The sequence below is a fragment of the Candidatus Tumulicola sp. genome, from assembly GCA_035601835.1.
Classification (GTDB): domain Bacteria; phylum Vulcanimicrobiota; class Vulcanimicrobiia; order Eremiobacterales; family Eremiobacteraceae; genus DATNNM01.
On the sequence record DATNNM010000011.1, the window covers coordinates 145848 to 171066 of the forward strand.

Sequence of the window (25219 nt, forward strand, 5' to 3'; positions counted from 1 at the left end):
GTCAGCTCGCCCACAGCGAGCGATCCAAACTTCGATAGCCGATCGCCTCGGCCAAGTGCGCCGGGGCGATCGCGTCCGCGCCGGCGAGGTCCGCGATCGTCCGGGCGACGCGTAAGATGCGATCGTGCGCGCGCGCCGACAAGTGCAATTTGGTGACGGCTGCCGCGAGCAGTCCGCGGCATCGATCCTCGAGCGCGCAATACTGGCGTAGCGACTTGGCTGGCATCGCCGCGTTGCAGCCCGCGCTGCCGAGCCGCTCGCGCTGGCGCCGGCGCGCCGCTTCGACACGCGCCCGTACCGCACCCGAGGGCTCCGCAGGCGTACGGCGCGCCATGTCTTCATACGGCAGACGCGGCACCTCAACGTGGATATCGACGCGATCGAGTAACGGTCCCGAAAGCTTCGAGAGATAACGCGCGATCGCGTGCGGCGAACACGAACAGCCGCGCAACTTGTCGCCGCTGTAGCCGCAGGGGCACGGGTTGAGGCTGGCGACGAGCATGAATTTCGCGGGATACGTCACCGTGCCGGCGGTGCGGCACACGGTGACCGTCGCATCTTCAAGCGGTTGGCGCAATACCTCGAGCGCGGAACGCGGGAACTCCGGCAACTCGTCTAAGAACAGCACCCCGCAGTGGGCCAGGGAGACTTCACCGGGCCGCGGCAACGAACCGCCGCCGACCAGCGCGGTGGCGCTCACCGTATGATGTGGCGCCCGAAATGGGCGCGAGGTCACCAAGCGCGATTTGTTGCGCAGCAAACCGCTCACGCTGTAGAGCTTGGTTACTTCGAGCGCCTCGGCAGCGGTGAGCGAAGGCATGATCGACGGGATGCGCCGCGCCAGCATCGTCTTGCCGCTTCCCGGTGCGCCCACGAACAACAAGTTGTGGCCGCCCGCCGCCGCCACTTCCATCGCACGTTTGGCTCGCTCTTGACCGCGCACGTCCTCGAGGTCTTCAGAGTAATGAGTAGGCTCGACGGCGAGCTCTTCTCGGCTCCCAGTCGACGCGATTCCTAACGTGCTCCGGCCGAGCACCACGTCAACGGCCTGCGGAAGCGTGCGCACTGGAAACAGCGTGAGTCCATCCACGAGCGCCGCTTCCGCTACATTATCAGCGGGCAGGATCAATTTCGTAAAGCCGGCGCGCTTGGCGCCGATCGCGATGGGAAGCACGCCCCCAACCGCTTTCACCGCTCCGTCGAGCGCAAGCTCACCGATAGCGATGACGCCTCGCAGATTCTTCGCGTCGATCTGGCCATCCATCGCCAAGATCGCCAAGGCTAAAGGCACGTCGAACGCGGCGCCCTCTTTGCGGATATCGGCCGGCGCCAGGTTGACGACGACCTTGTAGGTCGGGAAGAGATAGCCGCACGAGCGCACAGCGGCGTTGACGCGCTCCTTCGACTCTTGAATGGAGCGGTCTGCAAGCCCGACGATGTGGATGCTGATGTCGGTCGTGGGCACGCCGACGACTTCCACGCGCACCACATAGGCGTCGATGCCGCGCAGCGCCGCCGAGTATCCAATGGCCAACATATCCCCTATGTCACGCAGTGGAGCTAAGCCGTAAATGTCCCGCAACCGTCCCAGAATTGTGTTCGCGCGTCGCAAGGGCGAGACGGGCGTCGGACGTGGGTGAGTTACAATAAGACCGGGGTGTAAGACGGCTTTTGAGGTTCTAACGATGACTCTAAGACAGGCCATTGCCGGCCTCGCGGTTTTTCTCGTCGGCTCCTCGCTATTGAGTTTGCCAGCGCTCGCCGCGCCGAAGGTTTTCAGCGTCACCCTGACGCCGAGTGTGGCGGCCTACACCGGGCCTTGCCCAGTCACGATCAAATTCACCGGCGGGATCTCAGGCAAAGCCGGTTTGAAACCGACCTATCAATTCGCTCGCGTCGTGGGCGGCTCGCCCTCAATGACGCCCTGGACGGTCGGCACGATCCCACTGTCGCCGGCACTGCTGACGGTCACCGACTCGATCACCGTCACAGCCGCGCAGGCCGGCATCGAGACCGAGGCTTTGCGAGTTCTGCAAGGTCCGGTGAGCGCGAGCGTCAAGGTCTCGGTCACCTGCGTCAATCCCACGCCGACGCCTACACCCACACCAAAGCTCTCGATTGTCAGCCCGTCCACGATTTTCAAACCCAACGCCACACCCACGCCAAAACCCGGCAGCGCTACTATCGCCAACATCAGCGCGCTCCCGGCGCCGTTGCAGCCGCCGATCAACTTAGCCCAAGTGCTACCTGGTCCGGATCCGAAGGTGCCGCCGCCGGCGTGCGCGTCGCATGGCGGTAGCGCGGGCTCGTTCGCGTGCTACATCGCCTTGCCGGCCGGCAAGCTCGTGCTGGTGTGGGACTATCCGTTCCCGGCGCACATCGACGGGTACAACGTCTACACGGCGGACACAGGCGTCTCCGGCGCCACCGCCATTCATATGCTCGGCGCCATCAAGCCGGTCGCCACGCAGCATGATCCGAGCGTTCACCTGATCGTGCTTGATCAACCCAGAGCAGGTGCTTGCTTCGCGGTCACAGCCTTCCATGGGAATGACGAATCAAACCGCAGCGTACGCCTGTGCATCGGCGAAGGCGGCATCGGTAAGACGATGTCGTTCAATCCGGATACCATCGGCACGATGGTGGTCGACTACTTCTACATCACCTATATAGAAGTGTGGAAGCAATCAAACCAAAACGGAAACGTGCGAGACCTGCTGAGCCTCAGCGTCGGCTTCACGCACATCGCCGACATGTTTCGCGATAATGCGCACACGGATATATCGGGCTACATGAACAGCCTGTTCCGAGGCTACGTGCACTTCAACACCGGCGCCCTCACCGGGCGGACCATAGCCAAAGCACAACTGCACTTGGTGGCGGGCGCGACGCAAGGAATCGGCGGAGGAACCACATGTCTGTCATCGTACGGGCCCGCGAATCAGGTCTGGTATCCGGGCGGGAGAGTCGCGCGCACGGCCTCGTATGGAGGTTCGCGCATCCAAGGCCCAGACATACAGCTCGACGTCACGCCGATCGTGCAGTCGTGGGCGAATTCACCTGCGGCGAACAAAGGCATCGTCTTGGACGGCGATCAGCCGGAGGTGATCTATCAGATGGTGATCCTATCGAGCACGTGCCTGACACAGTTCTCTTCAGAAACACTCGACGTCACATACTACTAGCCGGTATCGAAATTCGTCCATCGGGCGGGGAAAAGCGCTCGGCAATCTCGTAAGAAACGGCCTCTTGAAACCGCTCGCGGGCCCCTTGAGCCAGGCTTAAGGATGGGGAAAATTCTATCCACATATCCACACAAATGCGGCGAAACCGTGTGGATAGGAGCGAGGACCTTCCACTCGAACATGCATGCGATGCAGGCGTTCGTACCAGCAAGTGAAACGACGCTTCCCAGGAGGAAACTTTGAAAAATCGGCCGTTCTCGATGATTGTCGGCGCCGCGATCGCGGCTTCTCTGACGCTTTCGGCGTGCACGCAAAGTTCCAACAACGCGAGCAGCACGGCGGGACCCGCCGGCGGCAAGACGATTGGCGTGTCGCTGCTCGATCTCGAAGCGCAGTTCTATCAGGCGATGGAACAAGGCATGAAGGATGAAGCCGGCAAGTACGGTTATGCGATCTCCTTCACCGATGCGAACCACGATCAAGCGAAACAGACGTCACAGGTCGAGGACTTCATCAGCAAGCACGTGGACGCGATCGTGCTGTCGCCGGCCGATTCGAAAGCCGTGGGCCCGGCGATCGTCGAGGCCAATACCGCAAAAGTCCCCGTGTTCACCGCGGACATCGCGAGCACGGCCAGCAAGGGCGACGTGATCAGCCACATCGCCTCCGACAACGTTCAGGGCGGCAAGGTCGCAGCCGATCTGCTCGGCAAAGCGCTCAACGGCCAAGGCACGATCGCCATCATCGACGAGCCGGAAGTGACCTCCGTCCAAGATCGCGTGAAGGGCTTCAAGGACGAGCTCAAGGCCAAATATCCAAACGTCACGATCGTGGCGGATCAGCCCGCCGGCGGAGAACGCGCCAAGGCGGCATCTGTGATGGACAATCTGCAGCAGCGCTTTCCAAATCTCTCGGGCGTGTTCGGCATCAACGACGACTCCGCGCTCGGCGCTCTCGCTTCGATCAAATCCACCGGTAAGGTCGGCAAGATCAAGATCGTGGGATACGACGCCAACCCCGAAGCCAAGAAAGCGATCGACGCCGGCCAGATGGTCGGCGACCCGGAGCAGCACCCCGATCTCATCGGTAAGCTGACCATCGACGCCATCCACGACTACTTCTCCGGCAAGGTGCCGCCCAAGCGAGTGCCGGTGCAGGTCGGTTCGTACACCGGAAAGCAGCCGACCCACTAACAACCGTATGCCGCCCGCTGACGCTCCCGCCGAATCGCCCTATATGACGATGCGCGGCATCGCCAAATCCTATCCCGGCGTGCGCGCGCTCGACGGCGTCGACTTCGACGTCCGGTGCGGCGAGGTGCATGCGCTGGTCGGCGAAAACGGCGCCGGCAAATCGACGCTGGTGAAAATCCTCGCCGGCGCGGTACACCCGGATGGCGGTTCGATCGAGGTCGAGGGCAAGCCGGTCATCATCGCGTCTCCCAAACACTCGCAAGCGCTCGGCATCGCGGTCATCCATCAGGAATTCAATCTCGTGCCGCAGCTATCCGCAGCCGAGAACGTGATGCTCGGACGCGAGCCGACGCGCGGTCCGGCGATCGATTGGAAAGAGCTCTACAAGCAGGCCGCGGGGCTGTTCGCTCGGCTCGGCGTGGACGTGCCGCTGCTCGCGCTCGTGCGCACGTTGTCGGTGGCCCAGCAGCAGATGATCGAGATCGCCAAGGCCTTATCGGTGAAGGCGCGCGTGATCTTCATGGACGAGCCGTCGGCCGCGCTGTCCGGGCGCGAGGTCGAGCACCTCTTCGAGATCATCCGCACGCTCACGAAACAAGGCGTCGGGATCGTGTACATCTCGCACCGGCTCGATGAGGTCTTCGCGATCGCCGACCGCATCACGGTGTTCCGTGACGGGCGGCTGGTGGGCACCGACGACGCCAAGAACCTCACGCAAGACGCCGTCATCAAGCTGATGGTCGGGCGGACCTTAGAGGCGCACTTTCCAACGCTGCCGCTGGAACCGGACCGCACCGGTGTGCCGTTGCTCTCGGTGCGCAATCTCACGACGGCCGGCCGCATGCATGACGTGAGTCTGGATGTTCATCAGGGCGAGATCCTCGGCATCGCCGGATTGGTGGGCGCGGGCCGCACATCGCTGCTGCGGGCCATTTGCGGCGCGGATTCCTTCGATTCCGGCTCGCTGCTTTGGAAAGGAGCAGCGTTGCATCCACGCAGCCCGCACGACGCGATCGCGGCGGGCCTCGCGCTCGTCACGGAAGATCGCAAGACCCAGGGCCTGGTGCTGGGCATGACGATCCGAGAAAACGTCACGCTGCCGCATCTCGCGGAGTTCACGCACCACGGCGTCGTGAGCCGCCTCGAGGAGACCGCCGCCGTCTCAAGACTAGCAGCCGAGCTGCGCATCCGTGCCCCATCCATCGAACAGATCGTGCGCGCCCTGTCCGGCGGTAATCAACAAAAAGTCGTGCTGGCGAAATGGCTGCTCGAACGCGCCGAGCTCATCTGCTTCGACGAGCCGACGCGCGGCATCGACGTCGGCGCAAAAGCAGAGATCTACGACCTCATGGTCGGTTTGGCCAAAGCCGGCACCGGGATCATCATGGTGTCATCCGAGCTGCCCGAGGTCTTGGGCATGTCGATGCGCGTGGTCGTGATGCGCGGAGGAGGCGTGGTGGCGGAGTTCAAGCGCGGGGAAGCGACGCAAGACGCCGTCGCGCGTTTCATGACCGGGGCGGCGGCCGCTTAGCGTGGCGAATCTGCAAGCCAAGGCTACGGCAGAAACCCAAGCAGCCGCCGCTGAGACGGCCAAGAAACGTCGCCGCTCGGCCCTGCGCACCGCAGGTCTTGTCGCAGGCTTAGTCGTGCTGTTAGGGGTCCTCAACGGCCTTACCCACGGCGATTTCCTCGCGCCGGGCAACGTCGTCAACGTGCTGCGCCAGATCTCGGTCAACGCGATTCTCGCCGCCGGGCAAACCTTTGTGATCATAACCGCCGGCATCGACCTCTCAGTCGGGTCGCTCATCGCGCTGACCGGCGTGCTCATGGCCGGGACGCTGTCGGGTCAGCCGTCGCCAATCTTCGGGCTGTTCCTGGCTATCGCCGTCGGACTGGGTGTGGGCGGTATCGCCGGCGCAATCAACGGCGTGCCGGTTGTGAAACTGGGCTTAGCCCCTTTCATCACGACGCTATCGATGATGCTCATGGCGCGCGGCCTAGCGTTTCTCTATACCGGCGGACGGCCGATCGAGATCAACAACGACATGTTCAACTTCGCCGGAGCCGGGCTGATCAGCGTCGGCCACATCTTCGGCATTCCCGGCATCCCTGTGCCGGTCATCATCATGCTCGCCATCATCCTCGCTGGCCACTTCGTACTTACGCAGACACGCTTCGGGCGTTACGTATTCGCGATCGGCGGCAACGAAGAGGCGGCGCGCCTGTCCGGCATCAACGTGGGCGGCGTGAAGGTCGGCGTCTTCATAATCTCCGGCGCTCTCGCCGGACTGGCCAGCCTCCTGCTGGCGGCACGCTTGAACTCCGGCATCCCCCAATCTGGCGAGGGATACGAGCTCCAGTGCATCGCAGCCGTCGTTGTGGGCGGAACGTCCCTTTTCGGCGGCCGCGGGTCGATGGGTGGAACGTTCGTAGGCGCGCTGCTCATCGGAGTGCTGTACAATCTGATGAATCTTCTGAATGTCCAATCGTACGCGCAGGAAGTCGTCCTCGGCGCGGTAATCTTGAGCGCCTTGCTGCTCGACGCAGTCCGCAGGCGTTTTTTCGCCCCAAGGTAAGGAGCATGCCCGAGGACATCTGGGAACGACTCGGTCCGATGGTCGCACTTTGGAAAAAATTCACGATGGCGGATGACGCCGAGCGGCTGTCGGCTGTCGAGCACTCGCTGACTCCTGAATTGCAGCGCTTCGTCAAAGAGTTCGACGAAACACGACTCGACGTCAACACATACATCGCTGCGCTGGAGAAGAAGTACGGGGTGTTCGAAACCGGCGACATCGGAGCCGACGCGACGCCCGATCCCAAGGACGCGCAGCGTCACGGCGGATTGCTAGCGTTGCGTCAGGCGTGCGAGGACGCTAAGGCCGAGCTCGAGGACCGGGAACTCACGGGCGAAGCGTAGGTCTTCCGGGGCTAAAGCCCCGGCACTACAAGTTGAACGTGCTTGGCGGGATCGCGACGTTGATCTTCGTGTTCTTGTACACGTTGTGGACCGCCAACGTGCCTTCGCCTACGTACATCGTGATGTCCGTCGGCAAGCCGCTCGCGCCGAGCACGATCGTCTCTTTCGTGATGTTCTGAAACGTAGCCGGATCTGCGGGCACGAGCGTGATCGTCCACTTGTCACCATCTGGGACCGCGTCGATCGACTTGAATTTCGCGTTGTGGATCTTGTCAAGGTACGCCCCGAAGTTGGCCTCGGCGATGGTGATGCCGCGGAGCGAGGTCGCCCTGCCGTCGTGGATGTTCAAGGTCAGGTGTATGAACGAGACGATGCCGCCTTGATGCCCGGTCACGCGATCGCCGCCGTGCCAGACCGCCGCGCCGCCGCGTCCGGCGCCGCCGACGATGTTCATGCGCGTGTCGAACGGCTTTGAAAACCAGAACTCATAGGTGCGATCCTGCACGTTACGGTCTTGAACTTCGTGCGCGTCGAGCGTGCACGAGTACGTCTTGAGCGCGTTCCAGGCCGTCTCGAACTTTGCGAGCGCGCGCTGCGCGGGCGAAAGCGGCGGCGGAGGCATCGCGCCGCTCGTAGGCGCCGCGAGCGCCATCAAAGCCGCTGCGATGAGTCCGCTTACGCCGCCCGCGCCGATGGCTGCATGTCTGTTCATTTTTTCCTTCTGCCTAGCTGCACGGTGAAATCTGCGGGGCCTACGCTGAGCATGCTCTCCGAATCGATACTGGACACACCGATGAGCACGTCGGTCTGCGTGTGCGTGGTGACGAATTCGATGGTTTTCGCGAGCGGCGCCCCCGTGTAGCCGTGTTCGCGGTACGTACCCATAACGATAAGGCTCGCGTTTTCCTCTCGCGCGGCCCCGATGATGGCGGGGCCGGCCTGCCGGTCTCGGATGGTGCGCGTTTGGATGTCCACGTTGACTTTGCGCCCGATCTCCTCCGCGGCGGTCAGCACCTCGAGCGCGGTGCGCTCGGCTTGCGGCAACTCGGCCTCGATCGGCAGCGTGTAGGGCACCTCGATGACGTAAATCGCCAGGACCTGCGCGTGCTGCCGCGCCGCCATGCGCGCCGCCAGTGCCATCAGCACTTCGGACTGGATGTCCGCCGAAAAGACCACGAGCACTTTGCCCGAGATCTCGGTCGCGTGCTCGGACGCCGATGCGGCGATCATCGTCGTGCGCGACGACGGCGCATGAAGCATCCAGTACATGCTCGATGCGACGGCGCCGATGATCAACAGGCCGATCACGATGCCGGCCGGCTCGAACGCGGGGTTCAAGCGCGCTGGGCGGCCCGCGCGGCGCGCAAGTAGATCAAACCGCGCCAGATGCCGGCTGCGGCGATGACCGCGGCGACGCCGTATGCCGCAAATGTCTGCGGCGAGGGCGGCGCTTCAAGCGCGAGTCGCACGAAGGCGATCGTCGCAAGCGCGGCGATTATGAACGACGACGCCACCTTGAAGCGAAGGTACTTCGGATTGTTCAAGGCTTGAGGCATTCGGATGCGTCGAGCCTCAGGCCTACAATGGCTTGCGCAGAAGCTTGAGCGCCGCGAGGTAGCGCGCCTTTGCCCCGCGCCCGCCTCCGCCCAGGCCCTGCCGCCTGCCCTCGACCATCAAGTCGAGGGCTCGCGCCACGCGCAGGCGCTCTGCCGGCTCGCCGCGTTCTCGCCCCGCCGGGCGCTCGTCGGGTGCGCTGCGTGTCGCGTGCCGGATCGAGCGCAATTGGGCGATGATGGTGGCGGCGTCGTGCGGACGCTTTGCCGGATCGGTTTGAAGGAGCCGCATCACGACTTGGTCCAGAGCTTCGGGCACGCGCGGATTGATCTCCCGTGGACGTCGCGGAGGCTGGCTGACCCGCAGTCGCATGACCTCGGCCAGATCCGCAGTAGGGCTGGCGAACGGCAAGACGCCGCACAGCAGCTCGTACATCAGCACGCCGACCGAGTAGAGATCGCTCGAGCGGTCGCCGGGCTTCCCAAGGAAGCGCTCAGGCGGGAGGTACGCGATCGTCCCGATGATCTCGCCGCTCTGCTCGAGGTTGGTCACGTCCGAAAGGCGCCGGGCCAGCCCGAAATCCATCACCTTCAGCGTGCCGTCGTCTGCGAGGATGACGTTGCCGGGCTTGAGATCGCGATGCACCACGTCTCGTTCGTGCGCGTATTGCAGCGCCGTGAGTATTTGAATCGCGAGGTCGATCGTTCCGTGGATGCCGAGCGCGGTCCGGTCGAGTTGGCGCACGGTGCGGCCACGCACGTACTCCAAGATGATGTACGAGAATTCTCGATCGACGCCGACGTCGTACACGCTCACGATGTTCGGATGGTTGAGCCGCGCCATGGATTGCGCCTCGACCAAGAAACGCCGGTTGACCTCATCCGATTGCTCGGTGAGCAGCTTGATCGCCACCTCTCGTTCCAGCACGTGATCCATGCCGCGGAACACTTCACCCATGCCGCCGCCGCCGACCCGCTCGATGATGCGGTAACGGTTGGCGAGGACCGTGTTGGCGGGAACACTCATGCCGGCGGCGCCTCGAATGCCGCTTTCAAATGCGTGATATCCGTCGTGCGCGCGGTCTTCATGATGCTGATCACGTCGAAGCGGATGCGATGGAACACCTGGCCGCAGTATGCGAGATACGACTGCGCGGCCCGTCGGATGCGCGCTTGTTTGAGCGCGGTCACGGCCTCGATCGGCGCGCCGCGGGCCAGAGTGCGCCGCATCTTCACCTCGAGGAATACCAACGTGCTGCCGTCGAGCGCGACCAGGTCGATCTCGCCGCCGCGGCAGCGAAAATTATGCTCGAGCACGTGATACCCGCGCTCACGCAGAAAAGCGGCGGCGATTCGCTCGGCGGCGCCGCCGGCGGCCGCCAAGCCCGCTCGGGGCCGTCGCTTCACGGGGCGCCGCGGTCGAAGACGAAATCGAACGGGGGCGCGATGACGGGCGCAAAGCTGCGCCGGTGGTGCGCGCAGGGACCGAGTCGAGCCAACACGTGCAGGTGCTCGAGCGTGGCGTAGCCCTTGTGCTGCGCAAAGCCGTATTCCGGGAATAGCGCATCAAGCAGCGCCATGTGCGCGTCGCGCGCCACTTTGGCGACGATGCTCGCTGCCGCGATCGCCGCTGATTTGGCGTCGCCGTCGATGATGGACTCTTGCGGGTAAGGACAACCTGGGATCGAGACCGCGTCGACGAACACGCGGCAGGGCGGCACGCTCAAGCCCGCGAGAGCTCGTGCCATGGCGAGTCTCGATGCTTGCAAGATGTTGATGCGATCGATCTCTTCCACGTCGGCCCAGCCGAGCGAGACGCATACCGCCTGCGAGCGGATGACCGCTTCCAGCTCCTGACGGCGCAGCATCGTCACGACCTTGCTGTCGTTGAGATGCTCGAGCTCGAGCGGCTTATCGATGACGACCGCGCAGGCGACGACGGGTCCTGCGAGCGGACCGCGGCCGACTTCATCAACGCCGCACACGTAGTGGGCGCCGCTCTCCCACGCCGCGCGCTCGAAAGCGTGCAGCCGTTTGAGGCGCCGGCGCTCCCTGGGCTTCACGCTTTTTCCACGACCGGGCGTTCAAAGGTCACGTGCAACAGAGCTCCCGCGCGAAACGTTGCGAGCAGCTTGCGCGCCGCTGCTGGGCGGTCGAGTTCGCCGCCTTTACGCAGCATCCCGTGCGCGCGGGCAAACGCATCGAGTTCGAAGCGATCTGCCTGGACCAACCCTTGCGTGCGCACCCAAGCGGCCAGGCGTTCGACGACGTCTTCGGGATCGTAGGCCGTTTCCGGCAAACACCCGCACGCGGCGAGTTGCCACGCGGCGTCCGGACTCGCTATGCGCGGCGGCAGCACGCCCGGAGTGTCAAGCACTTCGACGCCGTCGCTGACGGGCAGCCAGCGGACATGACGTGTGACGCCCGCGCGATCCTGCACGACCGCGCGCTTGCGGCGGCCAAGCGCGTTGATGACGGACGACTTGCCGGTGTTCGGAGCGCCGATCACGGCGACCCGCAGCCGCCCGGCGCGGCGCGGCCGGCTGATGATCGCGTCACGCAGACCGTGCAGTGATGACGCTCGAGTGCCGACGCCGGCGAAGACGGATCGGCCGGACTGGCGCAGCGTTGAAAGCCACAGGCCGGTGACGCGCGGATCTGCGAGGTCTTCGCGATTGAGCAAGATGAGCGACGGCTTACGGCCGAGCTTTGGATGCAGATGGGCGACGGCGGTCGCGGCAGGCAGCCGCGCATCTCGTACCTCGACCACGACGTCGATGACCGCCGCGATCTCGTCGATGGCGCGCATCCCCGCGGCCATGTGGCCGGGGAACCATGACGCGTGCGCTTTGGGCTTAGCGGATCCGGCCGACACGATTCAGCGGCCACACGACAAAGTCGGCGCGACCGGTGATCGCGCTGCGCGGGACTGGACCAAAGGCGCGGGAATCGTCCGACTCACCGCGGTTGTCGCCCAACACGAAGTAGGAATCCGTGGGTACCACGATCTCCGTGAAGTTGGCCCGGTCGCGCAAGCTCACGTATGCTTCGGCGAGCGGCTCTGAGTTCACGAGCACCTGGCCGCCGACGATGGCGACCGCATCGCCGGGCACTCCGATGACGCGCTTGACGTACGACTCTTTGCCGTCGCCTGCACCGTGGACGAACGCGACGACCTCGCCGCGGGCCAGCTGGTGCAAGCGGACGTGGATCGCGGGGACGCTGAAATCGAACGCCAGCGTGTCGATGAGCACGTGGTCGCCGGCGAGCAGTTGGGGCTCCATTGAGTGACCCGTCACCTGCGGCGCGCGGAAGAAGAACAGGAGCGCCAACAGGCACAACGCGGCGAGTTCGAGAGCTAGTTTCCCCGCGGCTTTCGCGATCCGCTTGAAGCGGTCGAGTCTGCCGGCGCGGGGACCTTCGAGCGCGCTTTCCAACGCCACGGACTCACTGGTTCAGGAAACAGGCGAGTGCGCCCTCCCCACAGTATAAGGCGCATCCCATCTATGAAAAGCATCTTCGCAGAGCGAGGTTTCCGTTTCTATTTCGCCGGCCAAGCGTTGAGCTTCGTCGGCGACGGCTTGCGCACGCTCGCCATTCCGCTCCTCGTCTTCAAACTCACCGGATCCGCGCTGTCGCTCGGCATCACTTACGCGCTTGAATTCCTGCCGTTCGCGCTGTTCGGGCTCGTCGGCGGCTCTCTCGCGGACCGGCTGGACAGACGCCGGCTGATGATCGGATGCGACTTCGTGCGCTTCGCGATCATAGGACTTTTCGCGCTCGCATACTGGCGAGGATTTCTCTCGCTGACCATGCTCTACGCGGGCATCGTGCTCGTCTCAGCTACCGCGGCTGTGTTCATGGGCGGGCAAGCCTCGAGCATCCCATATCTCCTCGGCAAACAGCGCGCGAGCCAAGCGATCGCCGCGCTCATCGCGGCGGAACAGACGTCGAACCTCGTCACGCCGCCCCTTGGTGGCCTGCTGTTCTCGCTGGGTGGGCCGCTGCCCGCGTTGGTGGTCAACGCGTTCACGTATCTCACGTCGCAGATATCGATCGCGCTCGTGCCCACCATGGGGCCGGAATTTCCGGGCGGGCTGCCGACGCTGAAGGAACTGGTCGCGGACATCCGCGAGAGTTTTCGCTTCCTGACCGCGGACGTCGCCATGCGGACGGTCTCGCTCATGAGCCTTGGGCTGAACATGTTCGGCATGATGGCCACGGCCGTGTTCATCGCCTTTCTCAAGCGCGAATTCCGTGCGAGCGACGCGCAGGTGGGGTTGAGTTTCGGCATCATCGCGGTCGGTTCGTTGTTCGGCTCGGTGCTTGCCGGGTCGGTCGGCCGCAGCTGGCCCTACGGCCTGTCGCTGTGCATCGCGTACACCATCGACGGCTTGATCTTCATGCCCGTGATCTGGGCGCACGATCTTTGGGTGGTCATCGGATTCTGGTCGCTCGCGAGCATCGCCGCATCTTTTGAAGTGACGCAGATCCTAGGCTGGCGCATGCGCGTCATCCCCGAAGACAAGGTCGGCCGCGTCTTCGGAGTCGCCCGCCTCATCGCCCTCATCGGTGTGGTGCCCGGCACGATCGGCGGCGGCTACTTAGCGGACCACTTCGGCGTGCGCGTGCCGATCGTGGTGTCCGCGGTCGGCTACCTCCTGCTGGCTTCGGTGGCCTTTGCAGTGCCGGCACTGCGCAACGACAAACGTTAGGCTGCAAAGCATGCGCAGGCATGAGATCAAGAACCTCGAGTTTTGGGAGCGCACCAGCGCCGATTACCAGGCCAAACACGCGTCGCAGCTCAACGACAAGGCGCAATGCTGGGGCGTGTGGGCCATCCCGGAATCCGACCTGCACGTGCTGGGCGACGTGCGCGATAAAGACGTGCTCGAATTTGGGTGCGGCGCGGCGCAGTGGTCTATCTTTCTCGCGGTCGCCGGCGCTCGGCCCACGGGTCTTGACTTTTCGCAGACGCAGTTGGATCACGCGCGCCGGCTCATGCGCGAGCGCGGTGTTGAGTTTCCGCTGCTGCTCGCAAGTGCCGAGGCTGTGCCGCTGCCGGACGCGAGTTTCGACATCGTGTTCTGCGATCACGGCGCGATGTCGTTCGCCGATCCGGAGCGGACCGTGCCGGAGGCCGCGCGCTTGTTGCGGCCCGGCGGGCTCTTCGCATTCAACATGACGAGCCCGCTCATGGAGCTGTGTTGGGATGACGAGGACGACGTCGTGCGCGAACGCCTGATGCGTACCTATTTCGGCATGCGCGGCGGCGAGGACGATGAGACGATCGTCTTCCAACGCCCGTATGGCGAATGGATCCGGCTATTCCGAGCAGCCGGCTTGGAGGTCGAGGCTCTGATCGAACTCCGACCGCCGGAAAACGCGCAGTCGACGTACCGCGACTACGTGGACGTCGACTGGGCTCGCCGCTGGCCCGCGGAGAACATATGGAAACTCCGCAAACCAGCTTTGTAGTGCCGGGGCTTTAGCCCCGGGGCGCTTACAATCTTTTCAGCGGATAACCGTGTGGGTCAAGGATGTAGATCTTGTCCGCATGGCGCGCGCCAAGCACCTTCTGATCGTAGACGACTTTGACGCGCATGCCGTTGTGCAGCGACGTCATCTGATACGTCGTCTTGCCGTCGTCCGAGAATAGCTTGTTGAACTTCGGCAGGATGAGGAAACTGAGCTCCTTGCCCGTTGCGTCCACGACTTTGATGTTGTTGATGGACACGTGGCTTACCCGGCCGACCCAATTTGCCGACTTGGCTTGCGCCGGCGCGGGCGCGAACAAGCCGCACGACAGCACGGCGGCGATTGCGGCGATGATGATAAGAGAACGCATGAATAGACCTCCCAAGCGAAGCCGGACGAGAGTCCGGCACCCAATCTTAAGTATGCCCGCTGCGCTTTAGCGCAAAACCTTGACGTGCTTGGGCGGCCAGAACACGAAGAAGGCGTGCCCCACGAATTGTTCGCGCCGCAGGAAGCCCCAAAGGTGACCGTCGTCCGAATCGTTGCGGTTGTCGCCCAGCATCAAGTAGTAGCCCTTGGGCACGCGATCCGGGGCCTGCCAGTCCGACCTTGGTGGGACCTGGGCGCGAGAACCATCCAGCGGCACGCCCTCTACATAGATGGCGTAGTTTTTGATCTCAAGCTCGTAATCAGGGCGCTGGCCCGGCGGGATGTACGGCTCGTCGAGTTTCGCGTCGTTGCGATAGACCACGCCTTTGCTGATGCGAAAACGGTCGCCCGGCTGCGCCATCACGCGCTTGATGAAGTCGGTGGTGCCAAGCGCGGGCGGGGGCGCGAAGACCGCGATCTGCCCGTCCTGCGGGTCGCCAAAACGATACTGGATCTCATTGGCCAGGAGCACGTCGTTGATATCGAGCGTCGGTTCCATCGAGCCCGATGGGATCCAAAACGTGCGGATGACGAACTGCATGAGCACGAGCGCCACGATGCCCGCCACGATGAATGCGTCGAGATATTCCCTGATGACGTTGCGGTGCTTCAGGTCGGGAACCGTCAACGGGCGCACGCCGATGATGACGCGCGCCACGACTAAGACGCCGATGATGATGAAGAGGGCGCCGGGACTCATCGAAAGGCGCTACTTCTTTTCCTTGATGCGGGTCGCTTTGTTGCCGATGCGCTCTTGCAAGTAGAAGAGCTTGGCGCGACGGACTTGCCCCTGTCGCACGACTTCGATCTTCTCGACGCGCGGCGAGTGGACGAGGAACGAGCGCTCGACACCGACGCCGTGGGCGATGCGCCGCACGGTGAAGGTGGACGCTGGACCGCCGTGACGGCGCTCGACGACGACGCCTTCGAAGACCTGGATGCGCTCCTTGTTGCCTTCCGTCACGCGCGAATGGACTTTGACCGTGTCGCCGGACGAGAACTCGACGGAGCGCTTCTTGGCGTGGCCGGGGCCGATAAGTTTGGCAAGATCCATGATGACGTAGCTTTCCTACGGGTCGCTAAAAAAGCGCCGGCCTCGCGTTTTCAAGGCCCGGCGCCATGGCGCCCAAATGCCGAAATTGGAACGTCTAGAAGTATAGCACAAGGCAAGCCGGCAAGGCAATTGCAGAGGCGGACTCAACCCTGCGTCCGTTCGCTCCTGTCGCCGGGGGCCAGGTCTGGGCGCCGCTTGGCGGTGCGGCTTTTGGCCTGCTCGCGACGCCATTGCGCGATCCGAGCGTGGTCGCCCGTCAGCAGTATCTCCGGCACGGCGACGTTGCGAAAAGTCGCAGGGCGCGTGTAGTGCGGCCAATCGAGCCCGCCTGCGGCGAACGACTCGTCCGACGCGCTCTCGGACGCGATCGCGCCGGGAAGCAGGCGCACGACAGCGTCGACGAACGCGAGCGCCGGGATCTCGCCGCCGGTGAGCACGAAGTCGCCAAGCGACATCTCCGTCGCCGCGATGAGGTCGAAGAAGCGGTCGTCGATGCCTTCGTAGTGCCCGCAGACGAAGATGAGGCGCGACTGCGTGGAGAGAGCGGCTGCGAGCGCGTGATCGAAACGTCTTCCCGCTGGTGAGGGCACGATGATCCGGCAATTCGCGGGCATAGCGAGCTGCGCGCCGAGCAGGTGTTCCATCGCCGCCATCAGCGGCCCCAGGCGCATCACCATGCCCGGTCCGCCGCCGTACGGCGCGTCGTCAGCGCGCTCGCCCTTGGGGACGAACTCCCATAGGTCATGAAGCGCGATGCTGACGAGGCCTTTCGATTGCGCGCGTCCTAGAATGCTGCCGGAGATGATCGGTTCGAAAAACGGACGAAAAAGCGTGAGGATGTCGATTTGCATCGGACGGTTGCAATTGTGGAATCCACGCGGCCCGACCTGCGCGAACCGGTGCCGCGCATGAGCAAGGGTTCGACGTTCGAACACGCGCTGCGCGCGTTCGGCAGAGCGCGATTCGAGGAGGCGATCGTGCTGTTCACGCAGGCGGCGGACGAAGACGATAGGGCGGCCGACGCGGTTTCGAAGCGCGGCGTCTGCAGGCTGCGTCTTGGCGACCGGGGTGCGGCCGCGCGCGATTTCAACGCGGCCCTCCAAATCGACCCTCGCTGCGTCGCCGCGCTCACCAATCTGGGAAACCTCGCGCTTGAGGCTGACCAAACCGACGTGGCGCGCGCGCGCTTCGAGGCTGCGCTCCTCATCGACGAGACGTACGCGCCTGCCCATCATAACTACGCCGTGCTCTTGCGCCGCGAGGGCAAGTTCGCCGAGAGCGTGCGCGAGCTGCGCCTTGCCGCGAAATACGAAAACCGCGGCAAGCTGACGTTCTTGGAGTGGTTATCGGGGAAGCGGCGATAGCCAGACTAAAGTCTGGCATACCACATTATTTCTTGGCGGGTTCGACCACCTCGACGACTTCAGCGTCCGTGATCTCCTCAAGGTATTCGAAAAGCTGCGGCAGCGTGATGCGTTCCAAAGCGGTGCGTTTCGGCGTCTTGCCGCCCTCGCCCTCATCGCGCAGGTAATAGCGCACATCGAAGTCGGCAGCCTCCTCGGTATAGAGCGCCACCGCGAAATTCTTGGCCGGACTGTCATCATACACGCGCATGGCATACGGGTTGACGACTTCGATCGAATGCGACGGGTTGTCTCCGTCAAAAATGGTGATGATCACTTCGCTCGAGCCGGTGACCTCGACTTCGCTCACCAAAAATGAGTTCTTCACGGAGTACAGTTGGCGCGCGCGGCGGTGGCGCGCCGACATCTCATAAAAGACGTGGTGATGCGCGAACCGGGAGAGGATCTTCTTGAGCGTCGCGATCGAGGCGACCGCCTCTTCGCGCTGGCTCTTCGTGTAGTAGATCTTCAAGCGAGAGTGGCGTTCCTGAAAAGCCGCACGCAGGACCTAAAGGTCCTGCTCCACACGCGGCGTACTAAGATTTGCCCGGCAACCGGCAAAACCATGCTCAGCCCTTCCGATACCATCATCATCTTCGTGGCAGCGCTGCTGCTTTTCGGCCCCGAACACTTGCCGCGCATCGCCAAGCAGTTGGGCGAAGCCATGCGTCACGTCCAGAACACCACCCATGCCTTCATGCAGGAGATGGACCGCGCTGCCGTCGCCGCCGAGATCAAGACGGCGCCCGCGGTCATACCCGAGCAGCTGCCCGACACGGCGACGCCGGCGCCGGGAGAAGACGCGTCCGGTCCGGCAGGCTCGTCGCGGGAAACCGGACCGTCAGGTACGGCTTAGATCAGGAAGAAGACTTGCCATAGAAACGGCGCCACAGCGCGATGACTTTGGTCACGTAGTTGATCGTTTCGTCGTACGGAGGCACGCCGTTATAGCGATCCACAGCCCCCGTGCCGGCGTTGTACGCCGCGATCGCGAACTCATATTGACGCTGCGGATCCAACCCGGCGTAGTGCTCCAGATTGCCCTTGAGCGTGAGCACCGTTCCATGGATGTTCTGGCTGATGTCGCTGGTGTCGCCGACGCCATCCGCCGCGGCCGTGCTGGGCATCAGCTGCCCAAGCCCCAAGGCTCCCGCGGAACTGCGCGCGGTCCGGTCGAAGGCGCTTTCCGTTGCCACGATGGCCACGACCAAGCGCGGGTCTATGCCCGCTGAACGGGCCTCGCTGACGATGGCGTAGACGATCTGCTGGGCCTCAGCCTCGTCGATCCCCGGATTGAAATAGCGGATCGCCTGGACGTAGATGCGCATCGCATAGGCTGAACTCACGTGGAAGTGCATCGCGGTTCTGCCCGTTGACGCGATTGCGTCCGAGCCGCCGGCCGCCACGCTGCGATGATACAGCGTAACATCGTCGTCGGCGCGCGCCGGCGCCAAGCCGCAGAGAAGGGCAGCCGAGCAAAGCACGATGGCCGCGACCCGGTTCATAAGAGAATTATCGGTTTTTGGCGCGGTAAAATGAAATGGCCGCCCACAGGCGGCCGATCCGGGACCCGCGTTACAACTTGATCTGGGTGCGCAGATCCGAGATCTTATCCTCGAAGAACTTTGAGACCGACGTCCGGATCTGGCTCTTCTGGTCGTCTTCGAGCCGGCTGTATATCAAATAACCTGCGGCGCCGACAACCGCACCGATGAGACCGGCAAGCAGCGTAGCTTTGAGTTCGCCGCCCTCGCCGCCGGGCCGGTCGGCGCCTCCGGCGCCGTTGGGAGAAGCATCCATACCCCCGAGTTCGCCGAATTTGTGGCAACGGACCTTCACACCATGTAGCAACGGAGCTTAGCTCCGTTTAGCCTTACCGCCAGCCGGGGTAAACCAAGACCAGTGACCCATCCGCCCTCAGAAAAGGCGTAAAACCGCACGAGGGTTGCTCTCTTCCGATACTAGAGCGTTGCAGTGAAGGATCGATCCGCGTTGCGGGTGCTTTCAGCACGCCAACGGGCGTGGCTGCTGGCGACCCTTGCGCTCATGACCGTGCTCGCCGTGGTAGCGGACTACTACGCACCCGCGGATTGGAAACTTCGGCCGCTATCCTTCATCTTAGTCATCGCACTGACCGGTGTGGCCGGCCTGCGCGTGGGAATCATCGCGGCCCTGCTCATGGCGGTCGCCTTCACCGAAGCGGAGCGACGCGGCGGACTCGGGTTGCCGACCTCGGCGGATCTCTTCACCATGGCGATCCTCTTCTTCACGCTGAGCGCTGCCGTGATTCTGGTCCGCATCATCCGCACGAGCGCCGCGCGAGCATCCGCGACCGCGGTACAATTGAAGGACGCCCAACGCGAGAACGTCCGCCTCAAGGATTTCGCCGACACGCAGGAGGCGCTCGCCGAGACGCACGCGCGTTACGTCGGCATCGGCGAGTCGATCCCGTTTGGAACGTGGCAAACCGACGCCGCCGGCAAGACGACGTTCATCAGCGAATCATTCAAAAAGCTCATCGGCATCGAGACGATCGACGAGTTCCGAGGCCTCGGCTGGCTCAGTCGCCTGAGTCCGGACGACGCGAAGCGCCTAGAGGCGTCGTGGAAGAAGCGCGATACGGCGGAGGGCATCTGGGAGGAAGAATTTCGCGTGCGCGCCGTGGACAACCAGGTGTACACCATCCTCGCGCGCGGCGTGCGGATCGCGGGGCCGGACGGCGCCTCCCGAGGTTGGGTCGGCATGAACCTCGACATCAGCGAACGCAAGCGCGCAGAAGAGCAGTTGACGTTCCTGGCCGACTTGAGCGCCACTCTGTCGACGTCACTTGATTCAGCGGCGACGCTCGAGCGCGTCGCCGACCTCATCGTGCCTCGCTACGCCGACTGGTGCACGATCGACGTCCTTCAAGACGATGGCAGCGTCGAGACGATGGTCATCCGCCACAACAATCCTGCGCACCTGGATCTAGCGCGCCGCTTCGGCGAAGAGTTCCCGCTCGATCCCAACAGCCCGCAGGGTCCCAACGAGGTGATTCGTACCGGGCAGCCTCAACTCTACGGGGAGATCACCGACGAAGAATTGGGCGTGCTGCCCGACCCCCGTGCGCGTGAAATGCTGCGCTCGTTGAACATGACCTCGGTCATGATCGTGCCTCTCTTGGCGCGCGGTCGAACGCTTGGAGCGCTGACGTTCATCGCCGCGGAGTCGCGCAAGCGTTATGGCTCCGAGGACCTGAAGTTCGCGCTCCTCATCGCCCGGCGCGTCGCGCTGGCGTACGACAACGCTCTTCTGTACGAACGCCAGCATCGGGTCGCGGATACGCTGCAGCGCGTATCCTTGCCGGCGACGCTGCCGCTAATACCCGGCGTTGCCATCAACGCGTACTACATCCCAGGCATGACCGAGGCGGAGATCGGCGGCGATTGGTACGACGCGTTCCAGTTCCCGGATGGCCGCGTGGGCTTGTCCATCGGAGACGTCGCCGGCAAAGGGTTAGAGGCCGCTGCCGCGATGGGATCGGTGCGCCAAGCCGTGCGCGGCGCGGCCTTCGAGGACGCGACGCCATCGCGCGTGCTCGAGCGCGTCAATCGCCTGCTGCTCCACGACAAGCCGGAGATGGTGACGGCGGTCTACGCGGTTTTCGATCCCATCGATTCGTCGCTCACCTGGGCGGTCGCCGGTCACCCGCCGCCGATGCTGGCGGACGCAGAGGGCGGCGTGCGCCCGCTAGCCCTGTCCTCGCCCCCGCTCGGTGTCTTTCACGAGGCGCGCTTCCCGGAACAACGCGTGGTCCTGTCACCGGGCGCGCTGCTGGTGTTCTACACCGATGGCCTGATCGAGCAGGATCGCGACGTGCTCGCGGGCGAGAAGCAGCTCAGAGAAGCGATCGCGCTTGAGCTGGGGACCGACTCGCGAAACCCCGCCCAGGCGATCTGCTCGCGCATCGTAGGCACCACCGCGCGCGACGACATCGCCATTCTCACGCTGGCTTTGGCGGCCAAACCCCTCACCGAGCTCGACCTCGTGCTGGAGGCCCTCCCGATCAACAGCCGGACGTTGAGAGAGGCGCTGCGCCGGCTCTACGTCGCAGCCGGTCTCGATGAAGATCGCGCGTATTCGCTTCAGGTCGCATCCGGCGAAGCGATCATGAACGTAATCGAACATGCCTATGGAGTGCGTCAAGGAAACGTTCACGTGCGCGGTTTCGTGCGAGACGGCTCCGTCGTCGTCGAGGTCGAGGACTCTGGCCACTGGCGCAGGCAACGAGAAGATGCGCGCGGCCGCGGACTGATGCTCATGCGAGCCCTCGTGGACAAAGTGGAGCTCAACAACTCGGACAAAGGCACGATGGTGCGCCTCACGCACGCTATCGCCGGCCCTGCGGCATGAGCCATCAAGCTCGATTCGGCATGGCGCAGCGCGCCGGCGTCAACGTCGTCGAGGTCGCGGGAGAGATCGACCTGGTCAACGTCGCCGAATTCCGGACGTATTTGGAGCGGGCCGCCGCCGCCGACCGCGGCGGCATCATCGTCGATTTCGCCCAGGTCACGTACTTCGATAGCCGGACGGTGGCCGCTTTGGCGGACTTCGCCAAGCGCATGCTCACGAACCGCCAACGGCTCTCGCTGGTCGCACCGGAAGGCAGCCGCGCCGAGAGGATCTTGAGCATCGCCGGGCTTGGTCTTGTTATTGAGATGCACGCGACGGTCGACGAGGCGCTGGAGGCCGCGCGCGAAGCCTGAGCGAGGCGACTTTCAGGTGGCCTGGATGGGAACGGGCGATCGCGCGCAGTCCGTCGACCACGCTTTCGAGGATCGCTTGCGCGCGGGCGTCTCCGCGCAGCAGGTCCAATCGGTACTCCCCGTCCGCATCGTCCAGGACCCGTACGTCCGCTCCGGCGCGCTGCTTCAGCCCGTTGGCCGCCGACAGCACAAGGGCGCTGACCGCCGAGCACACGATATCTTTTCCAGAAAGCCCGAACCCGGCATGACCGGTGACGCGCAGGCCGACAACGCGACCCGCGTGCCGCTCGATCGATACTGCGAGGTTCGGCTTATGACGAGAGGGAGATTTTTTCAATCCGCAGCTCGGTGATCGGCTGCCGGTGCCCGTAGCGTTTGCGGATGCGCTTTTTGGGCTTATAGTGGAAGACCATGATCTTGCGGTCTTTCCCCTGCCGGACGACCCGAGCGGTCACGCTGGCTTTGCTCACCAGGGGCGTGCCGAGGCGCAGCGCTTTGCCGTCATGCGCGAGCAGCACCCGGTCAAAGACGACTTTTGCGTCCGCGTCGCCGGCGACCCGGTCGAGGCGAATGACCTCGCCCTCGCGCACCAAGATCTGTCGGCCGTTGGCTTCGATGACGGCGTACATGCTGTGAGTGACTACCTTCCAATTGAGACGGAAGCGAGAAGCGAGAATCGTACCACGCGGCCTCTGCGGACGTCAAACTTCTCTGTCCCGCAATTGAAGTCCCGCAAAAGTATTTACATTTGATGTTAAATGCCCTAATATTCAAACTTGGTACGTGGATTAGCCACGTGGCATCCGTCAATGGAGGTGGGATCTCCTCACTCGCAAGCTCGTGGGGGGCGGTTTATTGAAGGCACTTGGGACGCACATCATCGTCGAACTGTCGGATTGTAATCCAGCGATCCTGAGCGACGTCGACCAAGTCCAAAAGATACTCGTTCAAGCGGCAAGAGAGGCAAAAGCCGAAGTTCTGCAGACCACGTTTCACCGCTTCAACCCGCAAGGGGTGAGCGGTGTCGTCGTTATTGCGGAATCGCACCTTTCCATCCACACGTGGCCCGAATATGGCTACGCCGCCATGGACATCTACACGTGCGGAGAGACCACCGATCCTTGGCGGGCCTGCCGCTACGCGGCGACCGAGTTCCAAGCCAAGCAGATGCTCACCACGGAAGTGCGCCGGGGGATGACCGACGAAGCCGGTGTGTACGGTCACAGCGTCGGCCGTAAGACGACCGGAGTGGAGCCAGTTGCCAAAAACCGAAAACTTTCAGTGGTACGTTGAGCAAGTCGCGCCCGGAGAGATACACGCTCACGCCCTAACCGAAACCCTCGTCTCCGGCAAGTCGATCTATCAGACCTACGCGGTCGTACAAAGCTCCCTCTTCGGAAAAATGCTCGTGCTGGACGGCGACACCCAAAGCGCCGCCCTGGACGAGTTCATCTATCACGAGGCGCTCGTGCACCCGGCGTGCGCGCACGCGGGCGCGCCCAAGCGCGCTCTGATACTCGGCGGCGGCGAGGGTGCGAGTCTGCGCGAGCTGTTGCGCGTGCCTTCGATGGCTGAAGTCACGATGGTCGACATCGACGGCGAAGTGGTCGAAGCATGTCGCCGGCACTTGCCGGAATGGAGCGCCGGTGCGTTTGAAGATCCTCGCGCCGAGTTGATTATCGGCGACGCCAGAGCCTACGTCGAAGGATCGAGCGGGAAATTCGACGTCATCATCGGAGACTTGACCGAGCCGCTGCAGGACTCACCGTCCTATGGTCTGCACACGCCGGCGTTCTACGAGCAGCTCCGCAAGCGCATCGCGCCGGGTGGAGCGTACGCGTTGCAAACCTCGATGGCCGGCCCGCACAATTTCTCACTGCATGCGCGCATGATCGCGACGCTGCGCGGTGTGTTCGGCTCGGTCTTGCCCTACTCAGTCTACATGCCCGCATTCGATACCGAGTGGGGGTTGGCGCTGTGCAGCGAAGCAAGCCGCCCACAAGCGGAGGCGGCCGGCGCAGCGGATCGGCACGCGAAAGCGTGCGGCGGACTGCGCTTCTACGACGCCGAGTCGCACCGCGGCATGTTCAACCTGCCGCGTTACTTGCGCGACGCATACGCGACTGCTCGTCCGCTGACATGACGACGGCAGAAGCGGCGGCGCGCACCGCGCTGTTCGCGACCCACGAACGGCTCGGCGCGAAGATGTCCCCCTTCGGGGGATTTCTCATGCCTATCCAATATGCGGGCATTCTCGAAGAGCACCGCGCTGTGCGCACGGCAGCCGGCATATTCGATCTCTCGCACATGGGCCAGTTCGTGCTCGAGGGCGAGGCGGTGGACTCGTGGCTCGACGGCCTTACCAGCAACGCCGTGCCCTCGATGAAGCCGAATCAAGCGCGCTATAACATCTTCACCAACGAGCGCGGCGGGGCGCACGACGACACCATCATCTACCGCCTGGACGGCCGCTGGTTGGTCGTGGTCAACGCTGCCAACAGTCCGAAGATGTGGGCCTGGTTGAGCGGGCGCAAACCGGCCGGAATCCGCTTGAAGGACCGCACGTCCGAATCGGCGCTCATCGCCATCCAAGGTCCTAAGTCGCTGGAGCTGCTGCAACCCGTGGCCGACATCGAGCTGGGCGCCATCAAGTATTACTTTGCGGGCGAGGGCAGCGTGTGCGGCGTCAAGGCCGTGATGGCTCGCACCGGCTACACCGGCGAAGACGGTTTTGAGCTCTTCGTCGCTGCAGAAGCAGCGGAGCGTCTATGGAATGGGCTGATGCGCGAAGGGCCAAGAGTCGGCTTGCAGCCGGCGGGACTGGGCGCGCGCGACGTGTTGCGGCTCGAGGCGGGCATGCCGTTGTACGGCCACGAGCTGGAGGAGTACATCACGCCGCTGCAAGCCGGCCTCGACTGGTGCGTCAAGCTCGAAAAGCCCGCGTTCGTGGGCAAAGACGCGCTCGCCGAGCAGAAACGGGAAGGCGGCTACGACCGCATCGCCGGCTTGGTCATGGAAGGTCGCGCTCCGGCGCGCGCGGGCTATAAAGTGTTCCATGATGGCCGGCCTGCGGGGGAGATCCGAAGCGGCTCGCCCGCGCCCGCGCTAGGCGGCAAGAACATCGCGACGGCTCTCGTGCCGGCCCGGGCCGCTGCAGTCGGCACGCGTTTGGAAGTGGAGATCCGCGGCCAACGCCACGCCGGAACCGTTGTGCCGCTGCCGTTCTACAAACGCGACCGAGCCGGCTAGAGCAGACCGT

General features: G+C 63.8%; 32 protein-coding genes. 14 read left to right on the forward strand and 18 right to left on the reverse strand.

All coding sequences use genetic code 11. From position 1 onward, the window contains the following. Position 1: 1 nt before the first annotated feature. Positions 2 to 1537 carry a YifB family Mg chelatase-like AAA ATPase gene (locus tag VN934_05465; protein ID HXM18242.1) on the reverse strand — a complete coding sequence of 512 codons (1536 nt, stop codon included), beginning with the start codon at positions 1535 to 1537 and terminating at the stop codon, positions 2 to 4. Between the two features lie 148 nt (positions 1538 to 1685). On the opposite strand from VN934_05465, the gene VN934_05470 reads away from it, so the two are divergent. The 5 genes from VN934_05470 to VN934_05490 all read left to right on the forward strand — a co-directional run bounded on the left by VN934_05470 (position 1686) and on the right by VN934_05490 (position 7298). Then, positions 1686 to 3185 (forward strand): hypothetical protein, encoded by a 1500-nt coding sequence (locus VN934_05470; GenBank protein HXM18243.1) that lies wholly within the window; start codon positions 1686 to 1688, stop codon positions 3183 to 3185. A 239-nt stretch (positions 3186 to 3424) separates the two neighbouring features. Continuing rightward, positions 3425 to 4378, forward strand: coding sequence for a substrate-binding domain-containing protein (locus VN934_05475; GenBank protein HXM18244.1), 954 nt, complete (start codon positions 3425 to 3427; stop codon positions 4376 to 4378). A gap of 43 nt (positions 4379 to 4421) precedes the next feature. Next, positions 4422 to 5909 (forward strand): sugar ABC transporter ATP-binding protein, encoded by a 1488-nt coding sequence (locus VN934_05480; GenBank protein HXM18245.1) that lies wholly within the window; start codon positions 4422 to 4424, stop codon positions 5907 to 5909. A gap of 1 nt (position 5910) precedes the next feature. Beyond that, positions 5911 to 6954 carry a ribose ABC transporter permease gene (locus VN934_05485; GenBank protein ID HXM18246.1) on the forward strand — a complete coding sequence of 348 codons (1044 nt, stop codon included), beginning with the start codon at positions 5911 to 5913 and terminating at the stop codon, positions 6952 to 6954. Positions 6955 to 6959: 5 nt separating this feature from the next. Further along, positions 6960 to 7298: a hypothetical protein gene (locus VN934_05490; protein HXM18247.1), complete on the forward strand. Its 339-nt coding sequence runs from the start codon at positions 6960 to 6962 to the stop codon at positions 7296 to 7298. A 25-nt stretch (positions 7299 to 7323) separates the two neighbouring features. Here the strand turns inward: VN934_05490 and VN934_05495 are convergent, their stop codons facing one another. From VN934_05495 to lepB (VN934_05530), 8 genes are read right to left on the reverse strand one after another with little or no spacing between them, the layout of a single operon-like run. Next, positions 7324 to 8010, reverse strand: coding sequence for a hypothetical protein (locus VN934_05495; GenBank protein ID HXM18248.1), 687 nt, complete (start codon positions 8008 to 8010; stop codon positions 7324 to 7326). Continuing rightward, positions 8007 to 8636, reverse strand: a complete 630-nt coding sequence (locus VN934_05500; GenBank protein HXM18249.1) for a universal stress protein — start codon at positions 8634 to 8636, stop codon at positions 8007 to 8009. The genes VN934_05495 and VN934_05500 overlap by 4 nt, the downstream gene beginning before the upstream one ends. Further along, entirely contained in the window at positions 8633 to 8842 is a 210-nt protein-coding gene (locus VN934_05505) for a hypothetical protein (protein ID HXM18250.1), read from the reverse strand. The genes VN934_05500 and VN934_05505 overlap by 4 nt, the downstream gene beginning before the upstream one ends. A gap of 34 nt (positions 8843 to 8876) precedes the next feature. After that, positions 8877 to 9878, reverse strand: coding sequence for a protein kinase (locus tag VN934_05510; GenBank protein ID HXM18251.1), 1002 nt, complete (start codon positions 9876 to 9878; stop codon positions 8877 to 8879). Next, a complete protein-coding gene (locus VN934_05515; GenBank protein ID HXM18252.1) occupies positions 9875 to 10258 on the reverse strand; it encodes a YraN family protein in 384 nt (127 codons plus the stop codon). Before VN934_05515 ends, VN934_05510 begins: the two co-directional genes overlap by 4 nt. Then, positions 10255 to 10914 carry a ribonuclease HII gene (locus tag VN934_05520; GenBank protein ID HXM18253.1) on the reverse strand — a complete coding sequence of 220 codons (660 nt, stop codon included), beginning with the start codon at positions 10912 to 10914 and terminating at the stop codon, positions 10255 to 10257. The genes VN934_05515 and VN934_05520 overlap by 4 nt, the downstream gene beginning before the upstream one ends. Beyond that, positions 10911 to 11726, reverse strand: a complete 816-nt coding sequence (locus VN934_05525; GenBank protein ID HXM18254.1) for a GTPase — start codon at positions 11724 to 11726, stop codon at positions 10911 to 10913. The genes VN934_05520 and VN934_05525 overlap by 4 nt, the downstream gene beginning before the upstream one ends. Beyond that, entirely contained in the window at positions 11707 to 12294 is a 588-nt protein-coding gene (lepB, locus tag VN934_05530; protein ID HXM18255.1) for a signal peptidase I, read from the reverse strand. The genes VN934_05525 and lepB (VN934_05530) overlap by 20 nt, the downstream gene beginning before the upstream one ends. A 63-nt stretch (positions 12295 to 12357) precedes the next feature. On the opposite strand from lepB (VN934_05530), the gene VN934_05535 reads away from it, so the two are divergent. Both VN934_05535 and VN934_05540 read left to right on the forward strand, forming a co-directional pair. Further along, positions 12358 to 13566, forward strand: a complete 1209-nt coding sequence (locus tag VN934_05535; GenBank protein ID HXM18256.1) for an MFS transporter — start codon at positions 12358 to 12360, stop codon at positions 13564 to 13566. A 10-nt stretch (positions 13567 to 13576) separates the two neighbouring features. After that, on the forward strand, positions 13577 to 14329 hold the full coding sequence (locus tag VN934_05540; GenBank protein ID HXM18257.1) for a class I SAM-dependent methyltransferase: 753 nt from the start codon (positions 13577 to 13579) through the stop codon (positions 14327 to 14329). 25 nt (positions 14330 to 14354) lie between these two features. On the opposite strand, the gene VN934_05545 is transcribed toward VN934_05540, so the two are convergent. The 4 genes from VN934_05545 to trmD form a co-directional block, all read right to left on the reverse strand. After that, positions 14355 to 14699 carry a hypothetical protein gene (locus VN934_05545; protein ID HXM18258.1) on the reverse strand — a complete coding sequence of 115 codons (345 nt, stop codon included), beginning with the start codon at positions 14697 to 14699 and terminating at the stop codon, positions 14355 to 14357. 66 nt (positions 14700 to 14765) lie between these two features. Continuing rightward, positions 14766 to 15458, reverse strand: a complete 693-nt coding sequence (gene lepB, locus VN934_05550; protein HXM18259.1) for a signal peptidase I — start codon at positions 15456 to 15458, stop codon at positions 14766 to 14768. 9 nt (positions 15459 to 15467) lie between these two features. Further along, the gene (gene rplS / locus VN934_05555) at positions 15468 to 15812 is read right to left on the reverse strand and encodes a 50S ribosomal protein L19 (protein HXM18260.1); all 345 of its coding nucleotides are present in this window, start codon (positions 15810 to 15812) and stop codon (positions 15468 to 15470) included. 143 nt (positions 15813 to 15955) lie between these two features. Next, positions 15956 to 16663 (reverse strand): tRNA (guanosine(37)-N1)-methyltransferase TrmD, encoded by a 708-nt coding sequence (trmD, locus tag VN934_05560; GenBank protein ID HXM18261.1) that lies wholly within the window; start codon positions 16661 to 16663, stop codon positions 15956 to 15958. A 15-nt stretch (positions 16664 to 16678) separates the two neighbouring features. Between trmD and VN934_05565 the strand changes: the two genes are divergently transcribed. Next, on the forward strand, positions 16679 to 17176 hold the full coding sequence (locus VN934_05565) for a tetratricopeptide repeat protein (protein HXM18262.1): 498 nt from the start codon (positions 16679 to 16681) through the stop codon (positions 17174 to 17176). Between the two features lie 25 nt (positions 17177 to 17201). Here the strand turns inward: VN934_05565 and VN934_05570 are convergent, their stop codons facing one another. Next, a complete protein-coding gene (locus VN934_05570; GenBank protein HXM18263.1) occupies positions 17202 to 17687 on the reverse strand; it encodes a hypothetical protein in 486 nt (161 codons plus the stop codon). A 93-nt stretch (positions 17688 to 17780) separates the two neighbouring features. Between VN934_05570 and VN934_05575 the strand changes: the two genes are divergently transcribed. Next, complete coding sequence (locus tag VN934_05575) at positions 17781 to 18071, forward strand: twin-arginine translocase TatA/TatE family subunit (GenBank protein ID HXM18264.1); 291 nt, start codon at positions 17781 to 17783, stop codon at positions 18069 to 18071. Between the two features lies 1 nt (position 18072). Here the strand turns inward: VN934_05575 and VN934_05580 are convergent, their stop codons facing one another. Both VN934_05580 and VN934_05585 read right to left on the reverse strand, forming a co-directional pair. Beyond that, complete coding sequence (locus VN934_05580) at positions 18073 to 18720, reverse strand: lytic transglycosylase domain-containing protein (GenBank protein HXM18265.1); 648 nt, start codon at positions 18718 to 18720, stop codon at positions 18073 to 18075. A 70-nt stretch (positions 18721 to 18790) separates the two neighbouring features. Further along, the gene (locus VN934_05585; GenBank protein HXM18266.1) at positions 18791 to 19015 is read right to left on the reverse strand and encodes a hypothetical protein; all 225 of its coding nucleotides are present in this window, start codon (positions 19013 to 19015) and stop codon (positions 18791 to 18793) included. Between the two features lie 174 nt (positions 19016 to 19189). On the opposite strand from VN934_05585, the gene VN934_05590 reads away from it, so the two are divergent. Beyond that, positions 19190 to 21607, forward strand: coding sequence for a SpoIIE family protein phosphatase (locus VN934_05590; GenBank protein HXM18267.1), 2418 nt, complete (start codon positions 19190 to 19192; stop codon positions 21605 to 21607). 20 nt (positions 21608 to 21627) lie between these two features. Further along, positions 21628 to 21960, forward strand: coding sequence for an STAS domain-containing protein (locus VN934_05595; protein ID HXM18268.1), 333 nt, complete (start codon positions 21628 to 21630; stop codon positions 21958 to 21960). Here the strand turns inward: VN934_05595 and VN934_05600 are convergent. After that, positions 21905 to 22297 (reverse strand): ribosomal-processing cysteine protease Prp, encoded by a 393-nt coding sequence (locus VN934_05600; GenBank protein ID HXM18269.1) that lies wholly within the window; start codon positions 22295 to 22297, stop codon positions 21905 to 21907. The two genes, VN934_05595 and VN934_05600, sit on opposite strands and share 56 nt — an antisense overlap. Continuing rightward, complete coding sequence (rplU, locus tag VN934_05605) at positions 22272 to 22589, reverse strand: 50S ribosomal protein L21 (GenBank protein HXM18270.1); 318 nt, start codon at positions 22587 to 22589, stop codon at positions 22272 to 22274. The genes VN934_05600 and rplU overlap by 26 nt, the downstream gene beginning before the upstream one ends. Before the next feature lie 226 nt (positions 22590 to 22815). Between rplU and speD the strand changes: the two genes are divergently transcribed. From speD to gcvT, 3 genes are read left to right on the forward strand one after another with little or no spacing between them, the layout of a single operon-like run. After that, a complete protein-coding gene (gene speD / locus VN934_05610; protein ID HXM18271.1) occupies positions 22816 to 23253 on the forward strand; it encodes an adenosylmethionine decarboxylase in 438 nt (145 codons plus the stop codon). Next, complete coding sequence (locus tag VN934_05615; GenBank protein ID HXM18272.1) at positions 23219 to 24103, forward strand: fused MFS/spermidine synthase; 885 nt, start codon at positions 23219 to 23221, stop codon at positions 24101 to 24103. The genes speD and VN934_05615 overlap by 35 nt, the downstream gene beginning before the upstream one ends. After that, on the forward strand, positions 24100 to 25209 hold the full coding sequence (gene gcvT, locus VN934_05620) for a glycine cleavage system aminomethyltransferase GcvT (GenBank protein ID HXM18273.1): 1110 nt from the start codon (positions 24100 to 24102) through the stop codon (positions 25207 to 25209). Before VN934_05615 ends, gcvT begins: the two co-directional genes overlap by 4 nt. Positions 25210 to 25219 lie beyond the last annotated feature (10 nt).

Coding starts and splice junctions, on each gene's coding strand:
- VN934_05470 (HXM18243.1), top strand. CDS start 1,686: ATGACTCTAAGACAGGCCATTGCCGGCCTCGCGGTTTTTCTCGTCGGC.
- VN934_05510 (HXM18251.1), bottom strand. CDS start 9,878: ATGAGTGTTCCCGCCAACACGGTCCTCGCCAACCGTTACCGCATCATC.
- rplU (HXM18270.1), bottom strand. CDS start 22,589: ATGTACGCCGTCATCGAAGCCAACGGCCGACAGATCTTGGTGCGCGAG.
- VN934_05545 (HXM18258.1), bottom strand. CDS start 14,699: ATGCGTTCTCTTATCATCATCGCCGCAATCGCCGCCGTGCTGTCGTGC.
- VN934_05595 (HXM18268.1), top strand. CDS start 21,628: ATGGCGCAGCGCGCCGGCGTCAACGTCGTCGAGGTCGCGGGAGAGATC.
- VN934_05535 (HXM18256.1), top strand. CDS start 12,358: ATGAAAAGCATCTTCGCAGAGCGAGGTTTCCGTTTCTATTTCGCCGGC.
- VN934_05495 (HXM18248.1), bottom strand. CDS start 8,010: ATGAACAGACATGCAGCCATCGGCGCGGGCGGCGTAAGCGGACTCATC.
- VN934_05490 (HXM18247.1), top strand. CDS start 6,960: ATGCCCGAGGACATCTGGGAACGACTCGGTCCGATGGTCGCACTTTGG.
- VN934_05575 (HXM18264.1), top strand. CDS start 17,781: ATGCTCAGCCCTTCCGATACCATCATCATCTTCGTGGCAGCGCTGCTG.
- gcvT (HXM18273.1), top strand. CDS start 24,100: ATGACGACGGCAGAAGCGGCGGCGCGCACCGCGCTGTTCGCGACCCAC.
- lepB (HXM18259.1), bottom strand. CDS start 15,458: ATGAGTCCCGGCGCCCTCTTCATCATCATCGGCGTCTTAGTCGTGGCG.
- VN934_05585 (HXM18266.1), bottom strand. CDS start 19,015: ATGGATGCTTCTCCCAACGGCGCCGGAGGCGCCGACCGGCCCGGCGGC.
- trmD (HXM18261.1), bottom strand. CDS start 16,663: ATGCAAATCGACATCCTCACGCTTTTTCGTCCGTTTTTCGAACCGATC.
- VN934_05480 (HXM18245.1), top strand. CDS start 4,422: ATGACGATGCGCGGCATCGCCAAATCCTATCCCGGCGTGCGCGCGCTC.
- VN934_05465 (HXM18242.1), bottom strand. CDS start 1,537: ATGTTGGCCATTGGATACTCGGCGGCGCTGCGCGGCATCGACGCCTAT.
- rplS (HXM18260.1), bottom strand. CDS start 15,812: ATGGATCTTGCCAAACTTATCGGCCCCGGCCACGCCAAGAAGCGCTCC.
- VN934_05580 (HXM18265.1), bottom strand. CDS start 18,720: ATGAACCGGGTCGCGGCCATCGTGCTTTGCTCGGCTGCCCTTCTCTGC.
- VN934_05540 (HXM18257.1), top strand. CDS start 13,577: ATGCGCAGGCATGAGATCAAGAACCTCGAGTTTTGGGAGCGCACCAGC.